The sequence below is a fragment of the Pseudarthrobacter linnaei genome, assembly GCF_055412825.1.
The window spans coordinates 127,731-153,440 of sequence record NZ_JBVAYX010000009.1 but is presented as its reverse complement, the minus strand read 5'-3'; the positions used below and the strand labels follow the sequence as shown (position 1 = coordinate 153,440).

General features: G+C 69.8%; 17 protein-coding genes. 15 read left to right on the top strand and 2 right to left on the bottom strand.

Features of this window, described 5'->3' with window-relative positions; genetic code table 11:
- The first annotated feature begins 41 nt into the window (after positions 1-41).
- The 13 genes from ACZYZ3_RS10895 (at position 42) to ACZYZ3_RS10835 (ending at position 21,195) form a co-directional block, all read left to right on the top strand.
- On the top strand, positions 42-1,373 hold the full coding sequence (locus ACZYZ3_RS10895) for a DUF58 domain-containing protein (protein WP_463963838.1): 1,332 nt from the start codon (positions 42-44) through the stop codon (positions 1,371-1,373).
- The gene (locus ACZYZ3_RS10890; protein WP_463963837.1) at positions 1,370-3,937 is read left to right on the top strand and encodes a transglutaminase-like domain-containing protein; all 2,568 of its coding nucleotides are present in this window, start codon (positions 1,370-1,372) and stop codon (positions 3,935-3,937) included. Before ACZYZ3_RS10895 ends, ACZYZ3_RS10890 begins: the two co-directional genes overlap by 4 nt.
- The gene (locus ACZYZ3_RS10885; RefSeq protein ID WP_463963836.1) at positions 3,934-5,457 is read left to right on the top strand and encodes an RDD family protein; all 1,524 of its coding nucleotides are present in this window, start codon (positions 3,934-3,936) and stop codon (positions 5,455-5,457) included. Before ACZYZ3_RS10890 ends, ACZYZ3_RS10885 begins: the two co-directional genes overlap by 4 nt.
- On the top strand, positions 5,454-6,464 hold the full coding sequence (locus ACZYZ3_RS10880) for a PP2C family protein-serine/threonine phosphatase (protein WP_463963835.1): 1,011 nt from the start codon (positions 5,454-5,456) through the stop codon (positions 6,462-6,464). Before ACZYZ3_RS10885 ends, ACZYZ3_RS10880 begins: the two co-directional genes overlap by 4 nt.
- Entirely contained in the window at positions 6,451-8,403 is a 1,953-nt protein-coding gene (locus ACZYZ3_RS10875) for an FHA domain-containing protein (RefSeq protein ID WP_463963834.1), read from the top strand. The genes ACZYZ3_RS10880 and ACZYZ3_RS10875 overlap by 14 nt, the downstream gene beginning before the upstream one ends.
- Complete coding sequence (locus ACZYZ3_RS10870) at positions 8,400-10,106, top strand: serine/threonine-protein kinase (protein ID WP_463963833.1); 1,707 nt, start codon at positions 8,400-8,402, stop codon at positions 10,104-10,106. Before ACZYZ3_RS10875 ends, ACZYZ3_RS10870 begins: the two co-directional genes overlap by 4 nt.
- A 33-nt stretch (positions 10,107-10,139) precedes the next feature.
- Positions 10,140-10,934 carry a hypothetical protein gene (locus tag ACZYZ3_RS10865; protein ID WP_463963832.1) on the top strand — a complete coding sequence of 265 codons (795 nt, stop codon included), beginning with the start codon at positions 10,140-10,142 and terminating at the stop codon, positions 10,932-10,934.
- Positions 10,931-15,376 (top strand): type VII secretion EssC family protein, encoded by a 4,446-nt coding sequence (locus tag ACZYZ3_RS10860; RefSeq protein ID WP_463963831.1) that lies wholly within the window; start codon positions 10,931-10,933, stop codon positions 15,374-15,376. Before ACZYZ3_RS10865 ends, ACZYZ3_RS10860 begins: the two co-directional genes overlap by 4 nt.
- Positions 15,377-15,473: 97 nt before the next feature.
- The gene (locus ACZYZ3_RS10855) at positions 15,474-16,793 is read left to right on the top strand and encodes an LssY C-terminal domain-containing protein (protein WP_463963830.1); all 1,320 of its coding nucleotides are present in this window, start codon (positions 15,474-15,476) and stop codon (positions 16,791-16,793) included.
- Between the two features lie 36 nt (positions 16,794-16,829).
- The gene (ligA, locus tag ACZYZ3_RS10850) at positions 16,830-19,133 is read left to right on the top strand and encodes an NAD-dependent DNA ligase LigA (protein ID WP_463963829.1); all 2,304 of its coding nucleotides are present in this window, start codon (positions 16,830-16,832) and stop codon (positions 19,131-19,133) included.
- Positions 19,130-19,969 carry an inositol monophosphatase family protein gene (locus tag ACZYZ3_RS10845; protein WP_463963828.1) on the top strand — a complete coding sequence of 280 codons (840 nt, stop codon included), beginning with the start codon at positions 19,130-19,132 and terminating at the stop codon, positions 19,967-19,969. The genes ligA and ACZYZ3_RS10845 overlap by 4 nt, the downstream gene beginning before the upstream one ends.
- 95 nt (positions 19,970-20,064) lie before the next feature.
- Positions 20,065-20,568 (top strand): GNAT family N-acetyltransferase, encoded by a 504-nt coding sequence (locus ACZYZ3_RS10840; protein WP_463963827.1) that lies wholly within the window; start codon positions 20,065-20,067, stop codon positions 20,566-20,568.
- 105 nt (positions 20,569-20,673) lie between these two features.
- Positions 20,674-21,195, top strand: a complete 522-nt coding sequence (locus tag ACZYZ3_RS10835) for a hypothetical protein (protein WP_463963826.1) — start codon at positions 20,674-20,676, stop codon at positions 21,193-21,195.
- A gap of 26 nt (positions 21,196-21,221) precedes the next feature.
- Here the strand turns inward: ACZYZ3_RS10835 and ACZYZ3_RS10830 are convergent, their stop codons facing one another.
- Both ACZYZ3_RS10830 and ACZYZ3_RS10825 read right to left on the bottom strand, forming a co-directional pair.
- Positions 21,222-21,893 carry a response regulator gene (locus tag ACZYZ3_RS10830; RefSeq protein WP_463963825.1) on the bottom strand — a complete coding sequence of 224 codons (672 nt, stop codon included), beginning with the start codon at positions 21,891-21,893 and terminating at the stop codon, positions 21,222-21,224.
- Positions 21,886-23,616, bottom strand: coding sequence for a sensor histidine kinase (locus ACZYZ3_RS10825; protein WP_463963824.1), 1,731 nt, complete (start codon positions 23,614-23,616; stop codon positions 21,886-21,888). The genes ACZYZ3_RS10830 and ACZYZ3_RS10825 overlap by 8 nt, the downstream gene beginning before the upstream one ends.
- A gap of 159 nt (positions 23,617-23,775) precedes the next feature.
- Between ACZYZ3_RS10825 and ACZYZ3_RS10820 the strand changes: the two genes are divergently transcribed.
- Both ACZYZ3_RS10820 and gatC read left to right on the top strand, forming a co-directional pair.
- Positions 23,776-25,251 carry a CitMHS family transporter gene (locus ACZYZ3_RS10820; RefSeq protein WP_463963823.1) on the top strand — a complete coding sequence of 492 codons (1,476 nt, stop codon included), beginning with the start codon at positions 23,776-23,778 and terminating at the stop codon, positions 25,249-25,251.
- A 159-nt stretch (positions 25,252-25,410) separates the two neighbouring features.
- A complete protein-coding gene (gatC, locus tag ACZYZ3_RS10815; RefSeq protein WP_056432749.1) occupies positions 25,411-25,707 on the top strand; it encodes an Asp-tRNA(Asn)/Glu-tRNA(Gln) amidotransferase subunit GatC in 297 nt (98 codons plus the stop codon).
- The last annotated feature ends 3 nt before the right edge of the window (positions 25,708-25,710 follow it).

Below are 25,710 nucleotides of genomic sequence, written 5' to 3'. Positions count from 1 at the left end.
CACGGGCACCCAAAACACCCAGTACGAACAAAGGCACCCATATGTCCTCCAGCACTCCGCTGACCCGGCTTGCTGAACGCCTGCAACGGCCCTTCCATCGGGACGGCCGGCCCACCCGGCTGCATCCCGGCTCCCTCTGGACCGAGGCCGGAAGCACGGCAGGCCTGGCCCTCGCCCCGGCCTGGCGCGCCGTCCGCGCGCTGTGGCTGCGCTACGTGTGGCCGGTCCTGTCCGTGGTGAGCCTCCTGGGCTGGTTCGTGCTGGCGGCCTCGATCCTGCTCTGGACCGTCGGCCAGGCGTTCGGCTGGCAGGAGGCCAAGGCGGCAGCGATCGCCGCGTTCGTCTTGTTCGTGCTCGCCGTCGGCTTCATCCTGGGCCGCTCCTCCTACGGCGTTGTCCTGGATCTGGCGCGAACGCGGGTGGCGGTGGGGGACAGCGCCGTCGGCAGTATTGCGGTCTCCAACACCTCCGCCCGGCCACTGCTGGCCGCGGACCTGGAACTCCCTGTCGGGGCCGCCACGGCGGTGTTCCACCTGCCACGGATGAAACCCCGGCAGGTCCATGAGGACCTGTTCACCATCCCCACCGCCCGCCGCGCCGTGATTGTGGTGGGCCCGGTCCGCTCCGTCCGCGCCGACCCGCTGCACCTGCTGCGCCGCCAGGTGCTCTGGACCGAACCCGAGGACCTGTTCGTGCACCCGAAAACCACGGCGCTGGCCGGCTCAGCCGCCGGATTCATCCGCGACCTCGAGGGCATGCCCACCACCGACCTCTCCAGCGCCGACGTGTCCTTTCACGCGCTGCGCGACTACGTGCCGGGCGATGACCGGCGGCACATCCACTGGAAGACCACGGCCCGCACCAACAAGCTCATGGTCCGCCAGTTCGAGGAAACCCGCCGCGCGCACCTCGCCATTTCGCTGTCCATCAACACGGACGAATACGCCTCCGAAGAGGAGTTTGAACTGGCCATCTCCGCCGCCGCCTCGATCGGACGTCAGGCCATCCGCGAACAGCGTGACCTCGATGTGCTCACCCAGAAGGGCCCGCTGCGCTGCGAAACCGGCCGCAACATGCTCGATGACATGACGCGGATCGTCGGCGCGGCACAGCGCAGGACCGCCGTCGACCTCGCCCGGAGCCTGGCGGACACCGTCCCCAACGCCTCTGTGGTGTTCCTGATCGTGGGCAGCAACATCACCGCCTCCCAGCTGCGCTCCGCCTCGGCCGCGGTGCCCCTGGGCGTCCGCACCATCGCCGTCCGGCTCCAGTCCGGCGCCGCCCCGGCCCGGGCCACCATCGGAGACCTGACCGTGCTGACCCTCGGCGACCTCTCTGACCTGGCCATCGTGCTGAGGAAGGCGGCAGCATGAGAACCGCAACCCCGCTCCGCCCCCGCAACCACGCGCCGGCTGCGAAACGTTCCGGCTTCACCGGCGGCCAGCCGCTCTGGCACTTCGGGCTCGATGCCGGTGCCCTCACCGTGTTGCTCGGCCTGGGCGTGCTCGGCTTCAGCCTCAGCTTCGGCGGCGACCCCTACTACCTGGTCGCGGGCTTCGGCGGCATCCTGCTGGGCCTGGCCCTGGCGGCGGCCGCGGTGCATTTCGGGCTCGGGCTCCTGATCACCGCAGCCCTGACCCTTGGCGTGTACCTCGTTCTCGGCACGGCCCTGGCCGTCCCGGAGGCCTCCTTCGCCGGGGTGCTGCCCACTTTCGATTCGCTGCGCACCCTGCTGCTCGGCGTGGTGTTCGCCTGGAAGGACATGCTCACCGTCGGCGTGCCGGTCGGCACCGCGGGCGGCACCCTGATTGTGCCGTTCCTGAGCTCACTCCTCACCGCGCTGGCAGCCGGGTTGCTGATCTGGCGGCTCAAGAGCCCGTACTGGCCGCTGCTGCCGGTGCTTGTCCTGTTCGTCACCGGCATCGCCTTCAGCACGAACGCCGGGTTCCTCACGGTGGAACGCGGCATCTCTCTCACCGTGGTCGCGATCGCCTGGGCCACTTTCCGCCGCGACGCACTGCGCCGCAGCGACACCCGCACGGTCTCCGTCAACCGGCTGGAGACGGACGAGGCCACCGCCCGGGCCGCCACGCTCCGCCGGCTGGGCACCGCCGCCGCGGTGATCGCCGTCGCCGTGGCGGTCACCGCCGTCGCTTCCCCGCTGGTCACCGCCAGCGACGACCGCCGCGTGCTGCGCAACACGATCGTCCCGCCGTTCGATCCCAAGGACTACGTGACGCCGCTGGCGAGCTTCCGCAACTTCGTGAAGGACAAAAAGGACGACAACTTCTTCGTCGTCAAGGGCTTGCCCAGGGATGCCCGGGTGCGCCTCGCCGCGCTCGACTCCTTCAACGGCACGAACTACAACATGGACCCGAACGGCTCCGGCAGCTTCAGCAAGGTGGGCGACGCGAAATCCCTCAACACCCTGGCCGACTCCACCGGGATTGTGCCCAGCAATAACTACACCCTGGACATCACGATCGAGGACTATCAGGGCTACTTCCTGCCCGGCGGCCGCAAGACCACCGGCATCAGCTTCGCCCCCGACAGCTCCGGCGCCGCGTCCGGCCTGTACTTCAACGCCGGCACGGACACGGCCGTGACCACCAAGGGTCTGGCGAAGGGTGATGCCTACCGCGTCCAGGTGGCCGATCCCGCCACCCTGGAGCACGGGCAGCTGACGCAGTACGACTTCGCACCGATGTCCCTGCCGGACCCCGCCGAAGTGCCGCCCGTCGTCGGGTCCCAGGCGAACGACCTCGCCGCTGATGCCCCCACCGCTATTGACCGGGTGCGCCAGATCGAGGCCCACTTCCAGAAGAAGGGCGCCTTCAGCAACGGCCTGATCGCCGACGGCCAGCTGCCCAGCGTCTCCGGCCACGGCGCCAACCGTGTCCGGAGCCTGCTCACCGCCAAGCAGATGCTGGGCGACGACGAGCAGTACGCCGTGGCAATGTCGCTCATGCTGCGCCACCTCGGCATCCCCTCCCGCGTGGTGATGGGGTTCTACCCGGATCCGAAGAGCCCTGAAAACGGCGCCGGCGAAGTCAAGATCACCGGCAAGGACGTCCACGCCTGGGTCGAGGTCGCCTTCGACCGCGTGGGCTGGGTGTCCTTTGATCCCACCCCGCCGAAGGACAATGTGCCGATCCCGCCGGATCCGGAGAACAAGTCCAAGCCCAAGCCGCAGGTGCTGCAGCCGCCGCCCCCGCCGCAGGAACCCGCGGACCTTCCGCCCGACTCCTCACCGGATGCGCTCGATGCCGACGAGAAGAAGAACAACCCCTGGCTCTTCTGGGGCCCCCTCCTCGCGGCGGTCGGCCTGGCGCTCATCCCGATCGCGATCCTGGCGCTGCCGCTTCTGCTGATCGCACTGCTCAAGTCCCGCCGTCGGAAGGTCCGCTTCAGCGAGGGCCCGCCGGCGCAGCGCGTCGGCGGCGGCTGGAACGAAGTCGTCAGCCTCGCGACGGACCTCGGCGCCGGGGTGGACAGCCGCGCCACCCGGCGCGAGTCCGCCGTCGTGCTCGCCGGTGCGTTCCCGGCCGCCGGCGGAACCACCACGCTGCTCGCCAACCGGGCCGATGCGGCGATCTTCGGCGCCGGCCAGCCCAGCGAGGACCAGGTGCGGCAGTACTGGGAGACCGTGGACGGCTCGCTCAAGGAGATGACCGGAACGCTTGGCTTCTGGGGCCGGCAACGGGCCCGGTTCTCGCCGCGCTCCCTGCTGGCCGACGGCCAGGCCGCGCTCAAACTGCGGGGCCTCCAGCCAGGCCGGACCGGACAGCCGGGCCGGATGCGCGCGGCGCCCCCCGGTCCGGAAAGGCCTGCCGGTACAGTGGAGTCCGGTCCGCCGGCGGCAGCCGACCTTGACGCTGCTGCCAATACCCCGGCCGACAACAGCCAGACCGCCAGGGAGAACCGCAACACGCCATGACCGACGACGCCGAACTCTGCCCGCGCTGCCAGCAGCCGCTCCGCCGCGGGGCCGCTTTCTGCACCTCCTGCGGGACGCCACTGAGCAACCGCTCCGCGCGGAACGTCCGCAATGTGCGGGAGGCTCCCGCGGCCCGGGACCCGCAGGAGATCCATCCGCGGGGTCCCGGCGGCGCGGACGGCTGGAACCCCACCGCCGGGCACACCGGCTTGATCCCCGGTAGTATCCCCGTAACGCAGGGTCCAGCCACGGGCCGCGAACCAGGGGGAAGAGCTTCCATGCCGACCAAGCTTGAACTGGTTCCTGCCGCTGCCGGAAAGCGGCTCGGGGCCGCAGTGCTGGACTGGCTGCCGCCGGTTACTATCCTGGCGATCCTGCTGGCGATCGGCTTCGCCGGAGTCACCAGGAGGCAAAGCGGGGGCTTCATCGTCTATGACACCTCGTCCCTGGTGCTGTTCGGCGGCATCGGCGCGGGCCTCACGCTGATTTACACGGCGGTTCTCGCCACGCTCGAAGCCCGTTCCGGCGCGACCCCCGGCAACCGGCTGATGGGCATCCGCAGCACGGATGCCGACGGCTGCGCCCCGGGTGGGGGAGCGGTGTTCCTCCGCGGCCTCATCACCGGCGCCGGCGTGCTGATCGCCGTGGCCGCCGCCGCCGCGGTCGTGATCTTCCAGTGGTTCGGCGTCGCCCTGCTGGTGCTGGGACCGCTCCTGTCCCTGGGCTCGGCCTGGGCTGTCCTCGTGGTGCTCTCCAACACCTGGGACCGCAACGGCCACCTCCGCGGCTGGCACGATACGGCCGCCAAGACCCTCGTCTTCGACATCAAAGCCGGACGCAATCCGATCACCACCGGCGGCATCCAGGGCCCGTACAGCTTCGCGCCGATGGACCTCCCCCCGGTGCAGCAGGTCCTGTCGCCGCTGGCAGCGGGAGCGGCCGCCGCAGCTGCCGCGCCGGCCACCGCCCCGGTTGCCCCGGCGGCTCCGGCGGAGCGCAATCCCAACCAGTGGCAGCCGCCCGCAGCGCCCGCGCCCGCCGTCGGCCACCGGCCCGCCGCCGGAGAGCAGCCCGTTCCCCACGCCGCATCGTTCGCGCCGCCCGCCACGGGCTTCCGGCAGGGCGCGCACCCCGACGACGACCACGACCGTACCCAGGTCCGGGGCGATACACACGCCCCGGTCACTGTGGCGATGCTCCGGATCCGGCTGGACGACGGCCGCGACATCGAACTGGACCGCACCGTGCTGATCGGCCGGAACCCCGCCGCACACCCCGGTGAGGATACCGCGCAGCTCGTGCCGGTCGCCGATCCCGGCCGTTCCATTTCCAAGACGCACCTGCACCTGCTTGCCGGCAACGGGGGGGTCTGGGTCACTGACCGCGAATCCACCAACGGCAGCTCCGTCACCACTCCGGACGGTATCCGTACCGCCCTCGCGGCGGGGGAGCCCACCCACGTCCGCCCCGGGTCCACCGTGCACTTCGGTGACCGCTCCTTCTACTTAGGACAGGCATGATTCCCCAGCCGGACGCCGTTCCCACCCCAGTTAACTCCGACGCTGTCCCCGTGCCGGCTGTGGGCAGCCCCCCGGGCCTGCGGCTGAACGCAGGCTACGGCACGGACCGCGGCCTGCGCCGCGAAATGAACGAGGATTCCTTTATTGCCTCCGATCCCGTCTTCGCTGTCGCGGATGGCATGGGCGGGCACGAGGCCGGTGAGATTGCCAGCGGCATCTGCGTCCGCACGCTTGCCCGGATCCCGCAGCTGGCCAGCGGCGGGCGGGACGCGACCGCCGGCGTCGTGCAGGAGCACCTGCTGATGGCAGACGAAAGCATCCGCGAGGCCACCGGCGCCCGCGCCGGGACCACGCTGTCCGGCCTTGTGGTGGTGGAGCAGATGGGGGTCCCGTACTGGCTGGTCCTCAACATCGGCGACTCCCGGACCTACCGGCTCACGCAGGGCAAGCTGAAACAGGTCAGCGTCGACCACTCCGAGGTCCAGGAACTCGTGGACGCCGGACAGATCAGCCAGGCGCAGGCCGCCGTGCACCCGCGCCGCCACGTCGTCACCCGTGCGCTTGGCACCGGCGACGAGATTGAAGCCGACTACTGGCTGCTGCCCATCGAGGAGGGGGACAGGATGCTGGTCTGCTCCGACGGGCTCAACGGCGAACTCGACGACGAGCACATCTCCAGGATCCTGCGCTCCCAGACGGAACCGCAGGCAGCCGTGGATGAACTCATCCAGGCAGCCCTGCGCAGCGGCGGCCGGGACAATGTCACCTGCATCGTCGTGGATGCCACCAATGTCAACAACGACGACGGCACCGCCCGGACCGCGCCCCGCAGCGCCGCCGCGGCGGAGGACGAGGACACCCTGCCGAGGACCGATGCCCTGGACCTGGCGCCCAACGGGGAACAGGTTTCCGAAGTGCCGGTTTCCGAGGTGCCGGTTTCTGAAGGACAGGTTTCTGAAGGACAGGCTTCTGGAGGACAGGGCAAGGACCCGCATGATGGCAAGTAACCCCGCAGCTGCCGCGCGCTACACTCCCGGCAGCTGGCTTGGAGTGGTGCGCTCGGGCACCGTGGTGCTGCTGAGCCCGGACAGCGCGCCGGCACTGGTGGACTCACTGTGGGAGCTGCTGGCCACCGGTCCCGAGGCGCATGAGGTGCTTGATGCCGTGTCATCGGCCTCGGGCGGTTCCCTCGCCCGGCTCCCATGGTTCGCGATCGTGGCCTGCCGCGGCTCCATCCAGGTGTTCCTGCGCGGCGAGATCGACCTCACCGTGGACCTGCCCTCCGGCCCGGTGGACCTGAGCGGCCGCGAGGTCACCACCTGGACGGAACGGCGCTTCGCAGCGGCCGACGGATTCAGCCTGACCGTCCCCGGTGCCGACGCCGCCCGCACCACCGGCGCCGCTGCGGATCTGCCGCTGGCTGACGGGGTGGTCCTGCTCCAGGGCCTGCGGGTGGACTTCACCGGTGTCGCCGTCCGGTCTGCAGCCCCGGCGGCCCCTGCCGCGGCGACCACGGCGGTTATGGCCGGTCCGGTTGCAGCGGACGCCGCGGCAACGGCCGGGGACGAGGCAGCGACAGACGAAACAGCGGCGGACGACGCGGCGGTGAAGGACGCGGCGGTGGCCGACGCGGCAGTGGAGGACGAAGTCCTGGCAGCCGCCGAAGCAGACATCGCGGCCGGGCCCAGCGAGCACGGTGCCTCCGCGGAGACCGTGCTGGAGTTCCCCGGTGAGGACCTCGAACTCGGCGGAACCCTGCACGGTGAACCGGAACCGGAACCGGTCCCCGGTTCTGATCCCAATCCCAATCCCGAATCCGAATCCGAACCCGATCCCGAACCGGAACCCGAACCGGAAGTGGCGCCGGACTCCGACACCGCAGCGGCCGGGCGTGAGCCTGAACCGTCCGCGCAGCAGCCGGCCGCGGCTCCGGAACCGGCTGAACAGGAGCCGACCGGCAGCTACGACCACCTCTGGGAACAGACGGTGATGCGCAATATCGAAGACGCCGCCGTCCGCGAGGACCCCGACGCCGAACCCGCGGTCGAGTCCGCCGCAGACTCCAGCAGCACCGACTCCACCAGCGCCGACTCCACCAGCGCCGACTCCACCAGCGCAGAGCCGGCACCGGCCGACGCGATGGAGGCCGCAGAACCCGAGGCTGCCCCCGCTCCCGCGCCGGAACCGCCCGCGCCGCCGCGCCCGGCGCTGCCCACCGGGCTGATCGACTCCGTCCCCTGGCACACCGGCGGCGACCGACGGTCCCAGACATCCCAGGTGCCCGGGGCCTCCCGGGCGTCCCCGCCGGCGTTCGCGTCTGCCCCCGCGGCGCTGCCGCCGTCGGCTCCGCAGCCGCCGGTCCCGCAAATGCCTGACCCTCAGCCCGAAGCTGATGCCGACCATGACGGCCAGACGATCATGAAGAGTGACCTCGCAGGGGCCGGCGCGCAGCGCCCGCCCACGGGGCCGGCTACCGAACCGGCCACCGGACCCATGGTGCTGGCCCGTGTCTGCCCGCAGGGCCACGCCAACCCCTCCACCTACTCCCAGTGCGGCCGCTGCGGCCAGCCGCTGCCCGGCGACGGTGTCCAGGTCCGGCGGCCCGGCCTGGGCAGGATGCGGCTGTCCACCGGCGAGCTGATCGACCTTGACCAGTCACTCATCGTGGGACGCCAGCCCTCGGTCTCGCGCGTCCAGGGCGCCGTGATGCCCAAACTGATCCAGGTGGCAAGCCCGAGCGGGGACATTTCCCGCTCGCATGTGGAGGTCCGGCTCGAAGGCTGGCACGTCATGCTGTGCGACCTCAAGGCCACCAACGGCACCGTGCTCGTGCGCGAGGGCCAGCCCCCGCGCCGGCTGGCGCAGGGCGAGATGGCGATCCTGCTCGACGGTGACATCGCAGAAGTCGGCGACGGCATCTCGCTGCGCTTTGAGGAGATCCCGTGAGTTCAAAACGGCCAGTGGCCCCGCCGCCAGTCATCCCGGGCTTCACGTACATCAGCCTGCTCGGTTCCGGCGGCTTCTCCGATGTCTATCTCTACGAACAGGACCGGCCGCGCCGCAAAGTGGCCGTCAAGGTCCTGCTCTCGGACCTGAAAACCGAAGGTGCCCGCCGCCGCTTCGAATCCGAAGCCAACCTCATGGCGCAGCTGTCCTCGCACCCGTACATCGTGACGATCTTTGAAGCCGAGATCACCGACTCCGGGCATTCCTACCTCGCCATGGAGTACTGTTCCCGGCCCAGCCTGGACGTCCGCTACCGGCGGCAGCGCTTCAGCGTGGACGAGGTCCTGGCCATCGGCATCCAGGTGGCGTCCGCCGTCGAGACCGCCCACCGGGCCGGGATCGCGCACCGGGACATCAAGCCCGCCAACATCCTGGTCACGGACTACAACAGGCCCGCCCTGACGGACTTCGGCATCTCCGGCACCCTGGCCGGGGACGCGGACGAGGACGCGGGCATGTCCATCCCGTGGTCCCCGCCGGAGCAGTTCACCGGCCACCACGTCGACGGCGTCCTGGTGGACGTCTGGGCGCTCGGCGCCACGCTCTACACCCTGCTGGCCGGACGGTCCCCGTTTGTGCTGCCGGGGGCGGACAACTCCCAGCGTGAGCTGATCTCACGGATCACGAACCTGCCGGTGCCGAAACTGGGCCGCGCCGACGTGCCGGAATCCCTGGAACTGGCGCTCTCGACCGCAATGGCCAAGTCCGCTTCCTCCCGCTACTCCTCGGCGCACGCCTTCGCGCTGGCCCTGCAGCGGATCCAGGCCGAACTGAACCTCTCCGTGACATCGTTCGAAGTCCTGGAGGAGCCGGGCGCCGAGGAAAACCAGCCGGACGACGGCTTCGAGGAAACCCGGGTCCGCAGCGTCGCCGCGATCGATCCGGACGCCACCGGCAACGCCCCCACCTTCCCGGCCAGGTTCCCCGGCACGGACACGCGGTCCACGCTCGATAACGCCACCGCCTTCAACAACGCCGCCGCTTTCAACAACGCCACCGCCCTCAACGAATCAACCGCCTCCAACAATGCAACCGGGCAGCGCCCGGCGCTGCCCGGCTTCGCTCCGCCCGGCGCCGACCGGGCCGGCGACACACGGACTCCGGGCACCCGTGATGCCGCCTCCGAGGACGACCTTGCGGCCACCGTTAACCGTTCCAGCGCGGCGGCTCCCGCCAGTGACCGTGACGCGGGGGCAGAGGAGCAGCCGGCCGGCCACGGCCACCGCAAGCTGCTGCTCTCCATTGTCGGCGGCACCGTCCTGGTGGCCGCCGTCGCCCTCGGGGTCGTGGCCGGCACCACCCGGCCCGAGCCGGCGCCTAAAGCCACGGACCAGGTCAGTAAACCGCCCGCGGATGCCCTGGACAACGGCACCGTGCCGGACGTCACCGGGCTGGCCGGGGCGGCCGGTCCGGCCGGGAAGGTCAGCTTTAGCTGGACCAACCCGCAGCCAAAAACCGGCGACAGCTACAAATGGCGGGTCCACACGCTCAAGGGCGGGGGAGAGTACCAGTCGTCCGCCGGGCCCGCCGCTGAAATCGCAGCGAACCCGGCCGAACCCAGCTGCATCCAGGTCATGATCGTCCGCAGTGACGGGGCTTCCTCGCCGCTGGGCCCGGATTCCATCGCCTGCGTCCCGAACTAGCAGTACCAACGACTTTCCAGAAAGGCACGGACTATGGGGGATCTGGCAATAGATTTCTGCGGCGAGTGGCATGAACCCTCGGACGAGGACGTCTTCAGCATCGGCCGCGAAGGCGACCTGGAGGTGGACGACAACCCGTACCTGCACCGGCAGTTCCTGCAGATCGCCCGCTATGACGGCATCTGGTGGCTGAGCAACGTCGGCAGCATGCTCTCCGCGACCATCGCCGATGCCTCCGGCGGGATGCAGGCGTGGCTCTCTCCGGGCGCCCGGATTCCTCTGGTCTTCAGCCACACCAACGTCATCTTTACCGCGGGCCCGACCACCTACGAGTTCGCCGCGCACCTGCGGACCCCCGCGTTCCGGCAGGAATCCCGGGACGAGGACAGCGGCGGTGACACCACGATCGGCCCCGTGCTCTTCACCACCTCGCAGAAGGCCCTGATTGTGGCCCTCGCCGAACCCATGCTGCGGCGGGAAGGGACCGGCTTCAGCGCCATCCCGTCCTCGGCCGACGCCGCCAAAACCCTGGGCTGGGCCCTGACCCGGTTCAACAGAAAGCTGGACAACGTGTGCGACAAGCTCGACAAGGTGGGGGTCGCTGGCCTGCGGGGCGGCGGCGGGAAACTCGCCACCAACCGCCGCGCGCGGCTCGTGGAACACGCCGTCACCTCCCACCTGGTGACCCCAGCGGACCTGCATCTGCTGGAACAGCACGACACCGTACAGCAGCCCGCTGACAAGCAGACCCCTGGAAAGCAGCCCGCCGAAAAGCGGACCGCCGTATATCAAATGACTGAAGAACTGACTGGAGTTCACCAAGCGTGAGAATCCGACTGACGCTGCGCCGCGATCCGGCCGATGCCAAAGACCTCGCCGTCACCGTTGACGGGCTGGCCACCGTGGCGGACATCGCCACCCAGCTTTGGGCGGCCGATCCGGCACGGCGGGGGACCCCGCCGCCGTCGACCCTGTCCCTGAGCATCGAGGAGGCCTTCGCCGCGGGCGGCATGAAGGGCAGCATCCTGGACCGCAAAGACAACCTGCTCGAATCCGGGCTGCGTCCGGGCTCCATCGTCTCGCTGACCCAGCTCAGCGAGCAGTTCGAGACGCCCGGCGCGAACCGGGGACCGGCCGCGGCGACGCTGCGCGTGCTCTCCGGGCCGGACGTCGGACGCGAATTCTCGCTGCCGTCGGGCACGAGCTACATCGGTCGGGACCGCGACGTCGACATCCGGCTCACGGACCCGCTGACCTCCAAGCGGCACGCCCGGATCACGGTCGGCGAGACGGTCGAGATCGTGGACACGAATTCGGCCAACGGGCTGCTGATGGACGGGCTGCCGGTCACCCGCGCCACACTGAACTCCTCGGACACCGTGGCCCTGGGCGACACCACCGTCTCGGTGGTCTCGCTCGGCACGGGCCACAGCTCCGCCCCGAGCTCGCCGCTGATCGACTTCAACCGCTCGCCGCGGGTGGTGCCCCGGTTCGAGCAGCAGAAACGGATGCTCCCGGCCGGGCCCAAACGCCAGGAGCACCACGCGTTCCCGTTCATCATGCTGCTCGCGCCGCTGATGATGGGCGGCATCCTGTTCGCCGTCACGCGTAACGTGCTGTCGGTCGTGTTCATGCTGATGATGCCGCTGTTCATTGTGGGCCACTACGTGGACCAGAAACTGCAGGCCAAGCGGGAGCGCAAGGAACAGCTCAAGCAGTTCCGCGAGTCCATGGCCGCCTTCCGGACGGACATCACCCGGCTGCAAAACGTGGAACGCTCGGTCCGGCTGCAGGAAGCACCCTCGGTCAGCGACACGGTCGACTCGATCTACAAGCTCGGCCCGCTGCTCTGGACCCACCGGCCCGAGCACACCGGTTTCCTGGGACTGCGCTTCGGACTGGGCACCGCGCCCTCGCGGATCCAGTTCGAGGAGCCCAACAGCAACGACACCGAGGCCGAATACATGGCCGAAATCCAGGAGTGCATGGCGCAGTTCCGGGACATCGAAGGCGTGCCGATCGTCTCGCAGCTGCGCTCCGCCGGGTCCTTCGGCCTCGCCGGGTCCCGCGGCCTCGTCGACGACGTGGCCCGCGGCATGGTCCTGCAGCTCGTTGGCCTGCACTCGCCCGCGGAAGTGGTCCTGGCCGCCATCACTTCGGCGCAGTCGAAGGAACGCTGGGAATGGCTGCAGTGGCTGCCGCACGTCGGCTCCGGCCACAGCCCGCTCAGCGGCGACCACCTCGCCGCCGGCCCCGCGGGCGGTTCGGCCCTGCTGTCCCGGCTGGAAGACCTGATTGACCAGCGGGAGGCCGCCTCCCAGACCCCGCGCCCGGCTCTGCGGCCCGGCGTCGACCCGCTCAGCATGGACCTTCCGGAACCGCTGCTGCCCACCGTGCTGGTGGTCGTCGAGGACGACGCCCCGGTGGACCGCGGCCGGCTCACCCGGGTCCTCGAGCGGGGCCCGGACTCCGGGGTGCACGTGATGTGGGTGGCGTCCTCGGTGCAGCAGCTTCCGGCCGCCTGCCGGGACTTCATGGCCGTCGACGGCGACCACGGCACCACCACCGGCCAGGTCCGGCTCGGCCGGCACGCCTTCCCGGTGAGCTGCGAAAGCCTCGACGCCGGCCTTGCCGCCCAGCTGGCCCGCATGCTGACGCCCGTCGTCGACGTCGGCAAGCCGCTGGAGGACGACTCCGACCTGCCGCGTGCCGTGTCCTACGCGACCCTGATCGGCAAGGACTTCCTGGACAACCCGGCGGCCGTGGCCGAGCGCTGGACCGAAAACAACTCGGTCCGGGCCTCCGCCGTGCCCAACCGCAAGGACAACGGCACGCTCCGGGCCCTGGTCGGCTCCAAGGGCATCGAACCGCTCTACCTCGACCTCAAGAACGAGGGCCCGCACGCCCTCGTCGGCGGCACCACCGGCGCCGGCAAGTCCGAGTTCCTGCAGTCCTGGGTGATGGGCATGGCCGCCGCCTACAGCCCGGACCGGGTGAGCTTCCTCTTTGTCGACTACAAGGGCGGCGCCGCATTCGCGGACTGCCTGCACCTGCCGCACACCGTAGGTCTGGTCACTGACCTCTCCCCGCACCTGGTCCGCCGCGCGCTGACCTCGCTGCGGGCCGAGCTGCACTACCGGGAACGGCTGCTGAACCGGAAAAAGGCCAAAGACCTGCTGGAACTCCAGCGCGAAGCGGACCCGGAAGCGCCGCCGTACCTGATCATCATCGTGGACGAGTTCGCGGCGCTCGCCACTGAGGTGCCGGAGTTCGTCGACGGTGTGGTGGACGTCGCCGCCCGCGGCCGGTCCCTGGGCCTGCACCTGATCCTGGCCACCCAGCGGCCGGCCGGCGTGATCAAGGAAAGCCTGCGCGCCAACACCAACCTGCGGGTGGCGCTGCGGATGGCCGACGTGGATGACGCGATCGACATCCTTGGCGTGCCGACGGCTGCCTACTTCGACCCGTCCATTCCCGGACGCGGCGCCGCCAAGACCGGCCCCGGCCGGATCCAGGGTTTCCAGACCGGATACGCCGGCGGCTGGACCACCGAGAAGCCGCAGCGGCCGCAGATCGAGATCGTCGAGATGGCCTTCGGCTCCGGCCCGGCCTGGGCCGCCCCGGCGCCTGAGACTCCGGTGAAGGAAGAGGCCGCGGGCCTGAACGACATCGCCCGGATGACCGCCAACATCATCAAGGCCGCCGACGTGCTCTCCATCGACCCGCCGCGCAAGCCCTGGCTGGACGAACTCGCCACCACCTACGACTTCTCCCGGCTGCCGAACCCGCGCACGGACGAACGGCTGCTCCTCGGGGTGGCGGACGACCCCGCGCACCAGGACCAGCCCACGGTGTTCTACGAGCCGGACCGGGACGGCAACATGGCCATCTACGGCACCGGCGGCTCGGGCAAGTCCGCGGCCCTGCGCGGCATTGCCATCGCTGCCGCGGTCACCCCGCGCGGCGGGCCGGTGAACGTCTACGGCATCGACTGCGGCTCCTCGGGGCTGAAGATGCTCGATGAGCTGCCGCACGTCGGCGAGATCATCAACGGCGACGACGTCGAACGCGTCGGCCGGCTGCTGCGCTGGCTCCGGGACCTCGCCGATGACCGCGCTGCCCGCTATTCGGAAGTCCGCGCGTCGACCATCGTGGAGTACCGGACCATCGCCGAACGGCCGGAGGAAAAACGGATCTTCGTGCTGGTGGACGGCATGTCCGCGTTCCGCGAGGCCTACGAATACAGCAAGCTCTCGGCGCTGTGGGACATCTTCCTGCAGCTGGCCACTGACGGCCGTCCGCTGGGCATCCACCTCGTTGTCAGCGGGGACCGGCCCAACTCCGTGCCGGCGTCGCTGCTGGCCTCGATCCAGCGCCGCCTGGTGCTGCGGCTCTCCTCCGAGGACGACTACCTGTCGATGGATGTGCCCAAGGACGTCCTGGGCCAGGCCTCGCCTCCGGGCCGCGGCCTGCTGGGCAACCTTGAGGTGCAGCTCGCGGTGCTCGGCGGCAACTCCAACCTGGCCGTACAGGCCCGCGAGGTGCACAAACTCACCGAGGCCATGCTGCGCCAGGGCGTCGAACGCGCCCCGCAGATCGAGCGCCTGCCGGACCAGATCGACCTCGACATCCTGCCCGCCGGCAGCCCGGACCTGCCGGTGATCGGCGTCGACGACGAGACGCTCCAGCCCGCCGAGATCCTGGCCAAGGGCCCGCTGCTGCTGGCAGGCCCGCCCGGCTCCGGCCGCACCGTGGCCCTGGTGACCCTGGCCTACGCGCTGCGCCGTTCCAACCCCGGCGTCGAACTGCTGTACATCGGCTCCCGGCGCTCCGCTGCGGCGTCCCTGAAGCTCTGGGACCGCTCCATGGTGGGCCCGGACGACGTCGAGGAAGCCATCGATGAGCTGGTGGACTACTCCACCGGCACCCCGGGCAAGCTCGCGATCTTCATCGAGGGGCTGACCGACTTCACCGACACGGGAGCGGAATCCGGGATTGAACGGCTCATCACCGCCTCCATCAAGGCCGAACAGTGGGTGGTGGGCGAATCCGAGACCTCCACCTGGTCCTCGGCCTGGTCCCTCGCGCAGCCGTTCAAGTCCGGCCGCCGGGGCCTGCTGCTCAACCCGGGCGACATCGAAGGCGACAGCCTGCTCAGCACCTCGCTGGGCCGGGTCAGCACGGACTTCATCCCCGGCCGCGGCTACATCGTGGGCCGCGGCAAGGTCCGCAAGCTCCAGGTCGCGCTGCCGCCGGAAAACCGGAACTAACCCCGTTGCCCTATCACTTGTGGTCCTTATTCCGCCCTCAGAAGGACCAAAAGTGATAGGGCATCCGGCGCCCACCCCGGTCTTGTAGTGTCTGTGTATGGCCGACGCGACAAATCGGGCAGACGCGACCCGTGGCGGTATCCAGGACAGCGGCACTGTCGTGGACACCGCGTTTTTCGCCTTCAGCGGGATGGCCGCCGTCTGGCTCGCCACGATCCTCTTCGAGGAGAGCCTGCACTGGGACCGCCTCTGGTTCTCGGTCATCTTCTGGGCTGCCCTGGCCTATCTGGTCCTGCCGCGGCTGCACCGGATCCTGACCCGTATCTACCTGCCCGACTACTTCATCGGCCGGGCCCGCACCAGCGACGGGCTGCTCGGAGACCCCGTCAACGTGGCGCTGCTCGGGTCAGCGGAGCAACTCCATTCGGCCATGCGCCAGGCCGGCTGGACTTTGGCGGACGACGTCGATCTGGCGAGCAGCAGACGGATCGTCACCGCGACGCTGACACGGCGCAGCTACGACGAGGCCCCGGTCAGCCCGCTGCTACTGTTCGGCCGGCAGCAGGACTTCGCCTACCAGCAGGAAGTCGACGGGAACCCGGGGAAGCGCCACCACATCCGCTTTTGGCGCTGCCCGCCGGGGTGGGTCCTGCCCGGCGGGGTCAAGGTCGATTGGCTTGCGGCCGGCACCTATGACCGTTCGGTAGGGCTGTCGCTGTTCACGCTCCAGATCACGCATAAAATCGCGGAGAATATCGACGCGGAACGGGACCACGTGCTGGCTTCCCTGCAACAGAGCGCAACCGACGTCGAGGTCCGCGTGATCCGGGACTTTTCGACCGGCTACCACGCCCGCAACGGCGGCGGGGACAGCATATCGACGGACGGAGACCTGCCCGTGGTCGATCTCACCAGGCTCAGGCCCCAGCCCGGAACGGTCGTGCCGGCGGCGACGGACCGCCGGCACCGCCGGCCGGCACCGACGCTGTTCGGCGGCGTCCTCGTCGTCCTCCGCGGCCTGGCGGCGCTCGCGCTCGCCGTCGGCCTGCTTGCCGGGAGTCCCGCCGTGGCGGCCGAGATCGACGCCGACGCCCTCTTGCCGCCCGTCGCTGTGGTCCTCGCCGTCTTCGGGATCACCGAGATCATGCTGGCCTGGTTCATTCTTCGCGGCGGCAACCGGTCCCGGCTGGCGGCCATGGCTCTGAGTTCTGCCGCCATCGTGACCCAATGGATCGCTGTCCTCAACGGCGGCCCGGGAGTCACTTTTGCGACAAACCTGGTGGGACTCTCGCTGGACATCCTCCTGATTATCGCCCTGTCGAGCCAGCGGTCCCGCGACTTTGCGCGCCACAGCGGCCAGCACCCCGCCACGCCGGCGAAGGCCCCTCGCACCGGCGTCCCGGGCACACGTACCTGACCGGACAATGTCGGCGATCTAGGGCAGGATAGGTCTGTGAGCACAGGGAACACTGCAGCAGAAGCCGAAACACACACCCCCTCCGAGGCCGTGCGCGAAGAGTATGAGGTCCTCGTCGAGGAGGTCCGCAAGCACCGCTTCGCGTACTACCTGGAGGACGCGCCGATCATTTCGGACGCCGAGTTCGACGAACTCTACCGGCGGCTGGAAACAATCGAGGCCATGCATCCGGAACTCGTGGCCAACGATTCCCCGACCCAGGAGGTGGGCGGCGAGGTGTCGGCCGCCTTTGCCGCCGTCGAACACCTGCAGCGGATGTACAGCCTGGAGGACGTCTTCTCCCTCGAGGAGCTGGAGGCGTGGATCACCAAAGCGGAAGCGAACATCACCAAACTCGGCAACGGGACCCCGGCCTGGCTCACCGAACTCAAGATCGACGGACTCGCCGTGAACCTGCTCTACCGCGACGGTGTGCTGATCCGGGCCGCCACCCGCGGCGACGGCACCACGGGGGAGGACATCACCCACAATGTCCTCACCATCAAGGAAATCCCGCAGCAGCTCCGCGGCGAGGGCTTCCCCGCCGAGATGGAGGTCCGGGGCGAGGTCTTTATCCCGTCCAAGGCCTTTGCCGAATTCAACGAGGCGCTGATCGAGGCCGGCAAGGCGCCGCTGGCCAACCCCCGCAACGCCGCCGCCGGCTCGCTGCGCCAAAAGGACCCGGCGGAAACCGCCAAGCGCCCGCTCCGGATGTACGTGCACGGCATCGGCGCCCGTGACGGACTCGACACGGCCAGCCAGTCGGACACCTACCGTCGGCTAAGCGGGTGGGGTCTGCCCACCAGCCCGTACTTCGAGGTCCTGCCCGGGCTGAAAGACGTGCTGGAATTCATCACCCGCTACGGCGACAAGCGCCACAGCCTCACCCACGAAATCGACGGCATCGTGGTCAAGGTCGACGACTTCGCCACCCAGCGCGCGCTCGGCTACACCTCCCGGGTTCCGCGCTGGGCCGTCGCCTTCAAGTACCCGCCCGAGGAAGTGCACACCAAGCTGCTGGACATCGCGGTCAATGTGGGCCGCACCGGCCGCGTCACCCCGTACGGCGTGATGGTGCCCGTCAAGGTGGCCGGCTCCACTGTGGAGATGGCCACCCTGCACAACCAGGAGGTCGTCAAGGCCAAGGGCGTCAAGATCGGCGACATCGTGGTGCTGCGCAAGGCCGGGGACGTCATCCCGGAGATCGTCGGGCCGGTCCTGGCCCTGCGCGGGCAGCAGGATCCGCCGGTCCGGGACTTTGTGATGCCCACCGAATGCCCCGCGTGCGGCACCCCGCTGGCGCCGGCCAAGGAAGGGGACGTGGACATCCGCTGCCCCAACGCCCGCTCCTGCCCGGCGCAGCTGCGCGAACGCGTGTTCCACCTCGCCGGCCGCGGCGCCTTCGACATCGAGGCCCTCGGCTGGGAGGCCGCCATCGCCCTGACCCAGCCGGCCGAGCCGGAGACCCCGCCGCTGACCACCGAGGCGAACCTGTTCCGGTTGACCCCCGCGGACCTCGCCGACGTCCGCATCCGGCGGGAAAAGCGCTCCAAGGGCGTGGCCACCGGAGAGTTCGAGCTGGTGCCGTACTTCTTCAGCAAAGGCAGCGCCAAGACCCCGTCCAAACCCACGGCCACCACGGAGAAGTTGTTCCGCGAACTGGAAAAAGCCAAGACCCAGCCCCTCTGGCGGGTCCTCGTGGCGCTCTCCATCCGGCACGTCGGCCCGCGTGCCTCCCGGGCCCTCGCGACGGCCTTCGGCAGCATGGACAGCATCCGGCAGGCCTCCGAGGAGGAGCTCGCCCACGTCGACGGCGTCGGGCCGGTGATCGCGGCGGCCCTGATCGAATGGTTCACCGAGGACTGGCACCGCGAGATCGTCGACACCTGGGCGGCCGACGGCGTCCGGATGGAGGACGACCGCGACGAGTCCATGCCCCGGACCCTGGAGGGACTGACCATCGTGGTGACTGGCAGCCTGGAGGGCTTCAGCCGGGACGAGGCGAAGGAAGCCATCCTGATCCGCGGCGGCAAGGCATCCGGCTCGGTCTCGAAAAAGACGGACTACGTTGTTGCCGGCGAGAACGCAGGCACCAAGCTGGACAAGGCCGAACAGCTCGGCGTCACGGTCCTGGACGAGGACGGCTTCCGCGCGCTGCTGGCCAACGGCCCGGCGGACGGCGCCGCCGGTCCGTCGGCGGGAAGTCCCGCGGAACCGGGGGACGACGTGGACCGGGACGACGGCGGCGACGGCGCTGTTGAGGATGCAGAAGAGGACCACCAGGAAGTGGTGACCGAATGAGCGCCGGCGCCCCCGGCCGGACCGCCGGTTCCCTGCCGGCCGGGCTGCTGGAACTCGCCCAGCAGGCGGCAGCGGCCGGGGCCGCGGTCCTGGCCGGCCGGAACGCCGCCGGGCTGGACGTCAGCAATAAGGGCGACTCCGGGGACTGGGTGACCGCTTTCGACCTCGCCGCGGAAGCCGCCGTCCGGGACGTCATCACCGCGGCGAGGCCGTTCGACATCATCACCGGCGAGGAAGGCGGCACCGTCCTTCCGGCGTCGCCCAGCGGTTACCGTTGGTCCGTCGACCCGCTCGACGGGACCACCAACTTCATCCGCAACATCGTCTACTACGGCACCTCCGTGGCGGTGGCGGACCCCGACGGCGTCTGGCTGGCCGGCGTCGTCAACGCCCCGGCGCTGGGCCGGCGGTACTACGCGCTCCGCGGGCAGGGCGCCTGGCTTGAGGCAGATGGCCGGCTGACGCAGCTGTCCGGACCGGTCGCGGGGCGCCCCGGGCAGATCCTGGCCACCGGTTTCAGCTACGACCCGGCCGTCCGCGCCGAACAGGCGGCCGGGCTGGGCGGCGTCATGGACGGCTTCGCCGACGTCCGCCGGCTCGGCTCCGCCGCCCTGGACCTCTGCCTCGTGGCGGACGGCACCCACGACGCCTACGGTGAACGCGGCCTGAACGAACACGACTTCGCCGCCGGCGCCCTGATCGCCGAGGAAGCCGGCTGCTGGGTGCGCCGTCCGCGGCTGACCAGCCCGCTGGACGGCGGCCCCTCCGACGACGAACGCCTCGCGGCCTGGACCTGCGCCGGGACGCTGGAACTCTCCGGCAAGTTCCCGCTCTAGCGCAGCCCCCTGGCGGCCTGCGCCGCTCTGATAGTTCAGTCACGGAAACCGGCGATCCGTGATCGGGCCGGGGCGCCCGCCCGTACCATGGACAGGTGCATCCTCAGATCCTGATCCGCCCCGCAGTTCCGGCCGACTACGACGCCATCGCGCGCATCACCCGGGACGCCTACCTGGCCGCGGGCTATTTCGAGAGCGCCGACCACCCGTACATGCGCCAGATCCAGGACGTGGCCCGCCGGCATGCGAGGGCCACCATCTGGGTGGCGGAACGCGCGGGAAGCATCGTCGGCTCCGTGACCCTCGCCGTCGCCGGCGAACCCTACGCGGACATCGCCGAGGCCGACGAGCTGGAATTCCGGATGCTCGTGGTGGACCCGGCCGTGCAGCGCAGCGGTGCCGGCAAAGCCATGGTCCACGCCATCCTGGACCACGCACGCGCGCTGCCCGGCATCAACGCCGTGGCGCTGACCACGGGCCTGACCTGGGAAAGTGCCCACGGGCTCTACCAGAAGACCGGGTTCCAGCGGGCGCCCGAGCGTGACTGGGTCGTCCCGGACACCGACATCAAGCTGCTGGTCTACCGCCAGGAGCTGTAAGCCGCAGGACGGCCGCCCGGACGGCAACAACCCGGGGGGCAACAGCCGCCGTGGGGTAGGGTTTAGGTCAATCGAAACGCTCAGGCAAGGCAACGTGAAGGATCCATGGCACCGCACATCCCCGGCTCAATCGATGAGAAGCTCCTCGGTCTGTACCTCTCGGACCACCTGACCGGCTCCACCGCCGGCGTCTCCCGGATCCAGCGCATGGCCGAGGCCTTCGCCGACACCCCGGTGTCCGCCGAACTTTCCCGGGTCAGCGCGGAAATCACCCGGGAACGCGAGGTGCTCCTCAAGCTGATCCAGGACCTGGGCGTGCGGCGGCGCCCGCACCGCCAGGCCGCGGCCTGGCTCGCCGAGCACGCCGGCCGGCTCAAGCTGAACGGGCGCATCGTGCACCGGTCCCCGATGACCATGGTGCTGGAGGCCGAACTGATGCGCGCCGCGGTCCTGGGAAAGCTTGGCGGCTGGCAGACCCTGGAAGAGCTGGCACCCGAGCTCGGACTCGACAAAGCCACGTTTACCGCATTCGCGGACGACGCCCGGTCCCAGATCGAGGCCCTCAGCCGCGTCCACGAGCACGCCCGCCAAAACGCCTTCCGCAAGAACCGGGACATCACCACCTGACCCCGCGTTGCTTTGGGGGCGGGGGATCAGGCACCTGCTGACGGCGGCAGCCCGTAGCGGTGCTCGGGCCGGCCGGTGGTGCCGTAGCGCAGCTGGATGTCGACGGCGCCGTCGTCGGCCAGCGCTGAGAGGTACCGCTGGGCGGTGGCCCGGGAGACGCCCACGCGGGTGGCCACCTCGGCCGCCGAGTACTGCTCGCCCGGCTCCAGCGATTCCAGCACGGAGGCCTCGGTGGCGGACCGGGGCTTGGCCGAGGGAATGACGTCCCCGGGGATCAGCGCGCGCTTGGCCCGTTCCACCGTGTCCTGCGTGACGTTCCCCGGCTGGGCCAGGATCCGCCGGTAGCGCGCATAGGAGCGCAGCTGCTGGGACAGCGACTCGGCCGTGAACGGCTTGAGCAGATAACCCAGCGCCCCGCGCCGGAACGCCAGCCGCAGCGAAGCCGTGTCCGAGGCGGCGCTCAGGATCATCGTGTCCACGTCCAGCTGGTGCAGCAGGTCCAGGCCCGAGGCGTCCGGCAGGTAGACGTCCAGCATCACCAGGTCCGGGCGCAGGCTGTGAATGGCCTGCAGCGCCAGCGACGCCGACCCGGCCGGGGGCAGCGCCAGGAATCCCGCCACCGAGTCCACGTAGGCCGCATGCAGCTTGGCGACGTGGAAATCGTCATCGACGATCAGCACCCGGAAATCCTCAGACATCGTTGTCCCTTTCGTCCGTCTCATTGAGCGCTTTCGCATTGGGCGCCGTCGTCCCCGGCAGGGTCGCCATGAACACCGCGCCGTGGCCGCCGGCGGAGCCGCGGTCCAGCACCTTCACGTCCCCGCCGCGGCGGCGCGCCAGCTGCCGGGCCAGCGCGAGGCCCAGTCCCTGGCCGGCCCCCGCCCGGGCCGGGCGCTCCGACGTCGTGAATCCTTCCGCGAACACGGCGTCCGCACCGCCCGCCTCGGCCGCAGGCAATCCGTCGCCGGAATCCCCGACGACGATCAGCAACGTCCCACCGCTGGCCCCAGTGCCGGGCTCGTCGAGCACCTCCACCTCGACCCAGCGCTCCGGCGCGGAGCCCGCGACGGCGGCGTTCACCGCATTGTCGATAAGGTTGCCCAGGACAGTGGTGACTTCCTGCGGCTCGGTGACCTGGCCCCGGACCAGGGTTTCCGGGCCGAGCCGCAGGGTCACTCCGCGTTCGTCCGCTTCCACGCCCTTGGCGCCGAGGAAGGCCTGCAGGTACGGGTCCTGGAGCAGCTCGGCCTGGTCCACGGGGAACTTCAGCGGCCCCGTGGCGGCCAGCCGGGCCAGGTAGTCGCGGGCCTGCTGGTGCTGGCCGATGCTTATGAAGCCGGCGATGGTGTGGAGCTGGTTGGCGAACTCGTGCCGCTGGGCCCGCAACGCGGTGGACATGGTGCCGACGGCGTCCAGCTGGCGGGTCAGCTGCTGGAGTTCGGTCCGGTCCCGCAACATGACCACCCAGCCCAGGTCTTCGCGGCCGTGCAGCGCCTTCCGGGCGCTCGCCACCAGCACGCGCCCGCCGGCGACCAGTTCCACCGCGTCGCCTTCCGCGGCGTCGGCCCGGGTCAGGGTGGGCAGCTGGGCGGGCACCGGGGCATCGGCCCACGGCGTTCCGGTGAGATCGGGCTGGCCCAGCAGGCGCTGGGCCGCGGAGTTGAACACGCTGATCCGGCCGTCCGCGGCGACGCCGATCACGCCGTCGTCGACGCCCTGCAGGACCGCGACCTGGTCGTGGACCAGGGTGCTGATTTCCTCCGGTTCCAGGCCCAGGGTCAGCCGCTGGAGCCGGCGCCGGAGCAGGAAGGAGGCGAGCACGCCGACCAGCAGGGCGCCGGCGGCGGTCAGGGCGATCGGGACGATGTCCCTGGAGAGGCTCTGGCTGATGGATTCCGTGGAGTAGCCCACGCTGACTTCACCCACGACGGCGTCCGAGCCCGGGGCGAAGACCGGAACCTTGGCCCCGGCGGAGGGGCCCAGGGTTCCGGTGTTCCGGGTGGTGACTTCCTTGCCGGACAGCGCCTCGGTGGGGTCCGTGCTGACCCGTTCCCCGAGCCGCTCCGGATCGGGGTGCGCGAGCCGCAGGCCGGTCTCGTCGGTGATGACCACGAACAGGGCGCCGGTGCGGGTGCGGGCACCTTCGGCGGCGGCCATCAGCGGCCCGGCGAGCAGTTCGGCGGCCGGGGGAGTGCCGGGCTGGGCGCTGATCTGCTGCACCTCGGCGCGGACCTCAGGGTCCGAGGCCACGGTCCGGGCCAGCGTCAGGGCCTGGTTCTCCGCCTCGCGGCCCAGCCGGTCGTAGGTGAGCCAGCCGTGGACGGCGCTGGTCAGCAGCACTACCAGCACCACGACCCCCAGCTGCAGCAGCAGGGTCTGGGTGGAGAACCGCAGGGGAGCCCGGCCGGTTAAGCGTGGCACGGCGGTCCTCCTTCGGGTGTGAGCACAATGCGCAAAATGCGTCCAATAAGCAGTATGCCAATCAAATGAGGCAAAGACCCAGCCGTGACGCGCGCCACTCTAACGTCTGTAGTACGCATCACACCGGGGTGTTGCGATTCAATGAAGAAGGAGCCGGCCGTGCTGGTATTACTAGGATTCGCCATGATCGCGGTATTCATGGTCCTGATCATGACGAAGAAGCTGACGCCGGTGCTGGCGCTCATCATCGTCCCCACCGTCTTCGGACTCTTCGCCGGCGCAGGCCTCGGCATCGGCCCGATGGTCATGGACTCGATGAAGTCGATGACGTCCACGGCCGCCCTGCTGATGTTCGCCATCATCTACTTCGGCCTGATGATCGACGTCGGGCTCTTCGACCCGCTGGTCCGGTTCATCCTGCGCAAGCTCGGCAACGACCCCGCAAAGGTAGTCCTTGGCACGGCCATCCTCGCCGCGGCAGTGTCCCTCGACGGCGACGGCTCCACCACCTTCATCCTCACCACTGCGGCCATGCTGCCGGTCTATCTGCGCCTCAAGATGAGCCCCGTGGTCCTGACCTGTGTCGCGGGCCTCGCCAACGGCACCATGAACATCCTGCCCTGGGGCGGCCCCACCGCCCGTGCCGCAACCGCGCTGAAGCTCGACGTCAACGATGTCTTCGTTCCGATGATCCCCTCGCTGATCGCCGGCCTCGTGGTCGTGTTCGTCTTCGCCTGGCTCCTGGGCCTGCAGGAGCGCAACCGGCTCCGCGCCACCGCCCCGGAGATCTGGGACTCCGCTGGTACTTTCGACGGCGGCACCGCTACCGGCGGCAGCGGCACCGGTCGCTTCGGTTTCGGCGGCAAGGGCGCCGCCCCTGCCGGGGGAGTTCCCACCGTCGGAAGCCCCGCCGCCGGAGGTTCCTCCGTCGCCGTCCTGGAACGCACCGAGGACCTCGTCGACGAACGCGATACGGCCATGGCCGACACCGCGCTGGACCCCAACCGCGCCACCCTGCGGCCCAAGCTGTTCTGGTTCAACCTCGGTCTGACGGCGGCAGTCATGGTGACGCTCGTTGCCAACGTTGTTCCGCTCCCGTACGTCTTTATGGTGGGTTCCGCCATCGCCCTGCTGGTCAACTTCCCGAAGGTCAAGGAACAGAGCGCCCAGCTGATCGCCCACGCACCCTCGATCGTCGCCGTCGTCAGCATGGTCATGGCCGCCGCCGTCCTCACCGGCGTCCTGAACGGCACCGGAATGGTCAAGGCGATGTCGGAATGGCTCGTAGCGATCATCCCCGCCGATATGGGCCCGTTCATGGCCGTCATCACCGGCGTGCTGAGCATCCCGATGACGTTCTTCATGAGCAACGACGCCTTCTACTTCGGCGTCCTCCCGGTGCTCAGCGAGACCGCGGCACACTACGGTGTCAGCGCCGCGGACATGGCCCGCGCATCCATCACCGGCCAGCCGTTCCACCTGCAGAGCCCCCTGGTCCCGGCCATCCTGCTCCTGGTCTCGCTCGCCAAGGTCGACCTGGGGGACCACCACAAGAAGGTCCTCTGGCGCACCGCCGTCGTCTCCCTGGTCATGCTCGCCGTCGGAGTCCTCACCGGAGCCATCGGCATCGCCTAACCCCCCGCCACCAGCAACACGGGGTCACCTACGGCCCATTCCGGACCTCCGGATGGGCCGTAGGTGACCCCGCGCTGTTTGGCATGGTGCCGGGAAGTAACAGCAGGCGAACCCACGTAGACTGGGACGGAAAATAATCCGAACTTGCAGGGGAGATCCATGGCTGCGATCAACCGCGACGACGTCGCGCATCTCGCGCGTCTCGCGCACATCGAGATGAGTGCTGAAGAGCTCGACAGGATGGCCGGCGAACTCGCCGTCATCGTCGATTCAGTGAAATCCGTCAGTGAAGCCGCCGGTGATGACGTCCCGGCCACGTCCCACCCGATCCCGCTGACGAACGTGTTCCGCGAGGACGTAGTGGGCCACACTTTCACCGCCGAGCAGGCACTCTCCGGCGCCCCCGATGCGTACGAAGGCCGCTTCAAGGTCCCGGCAATCCTGGATGAGGGCTAAGAA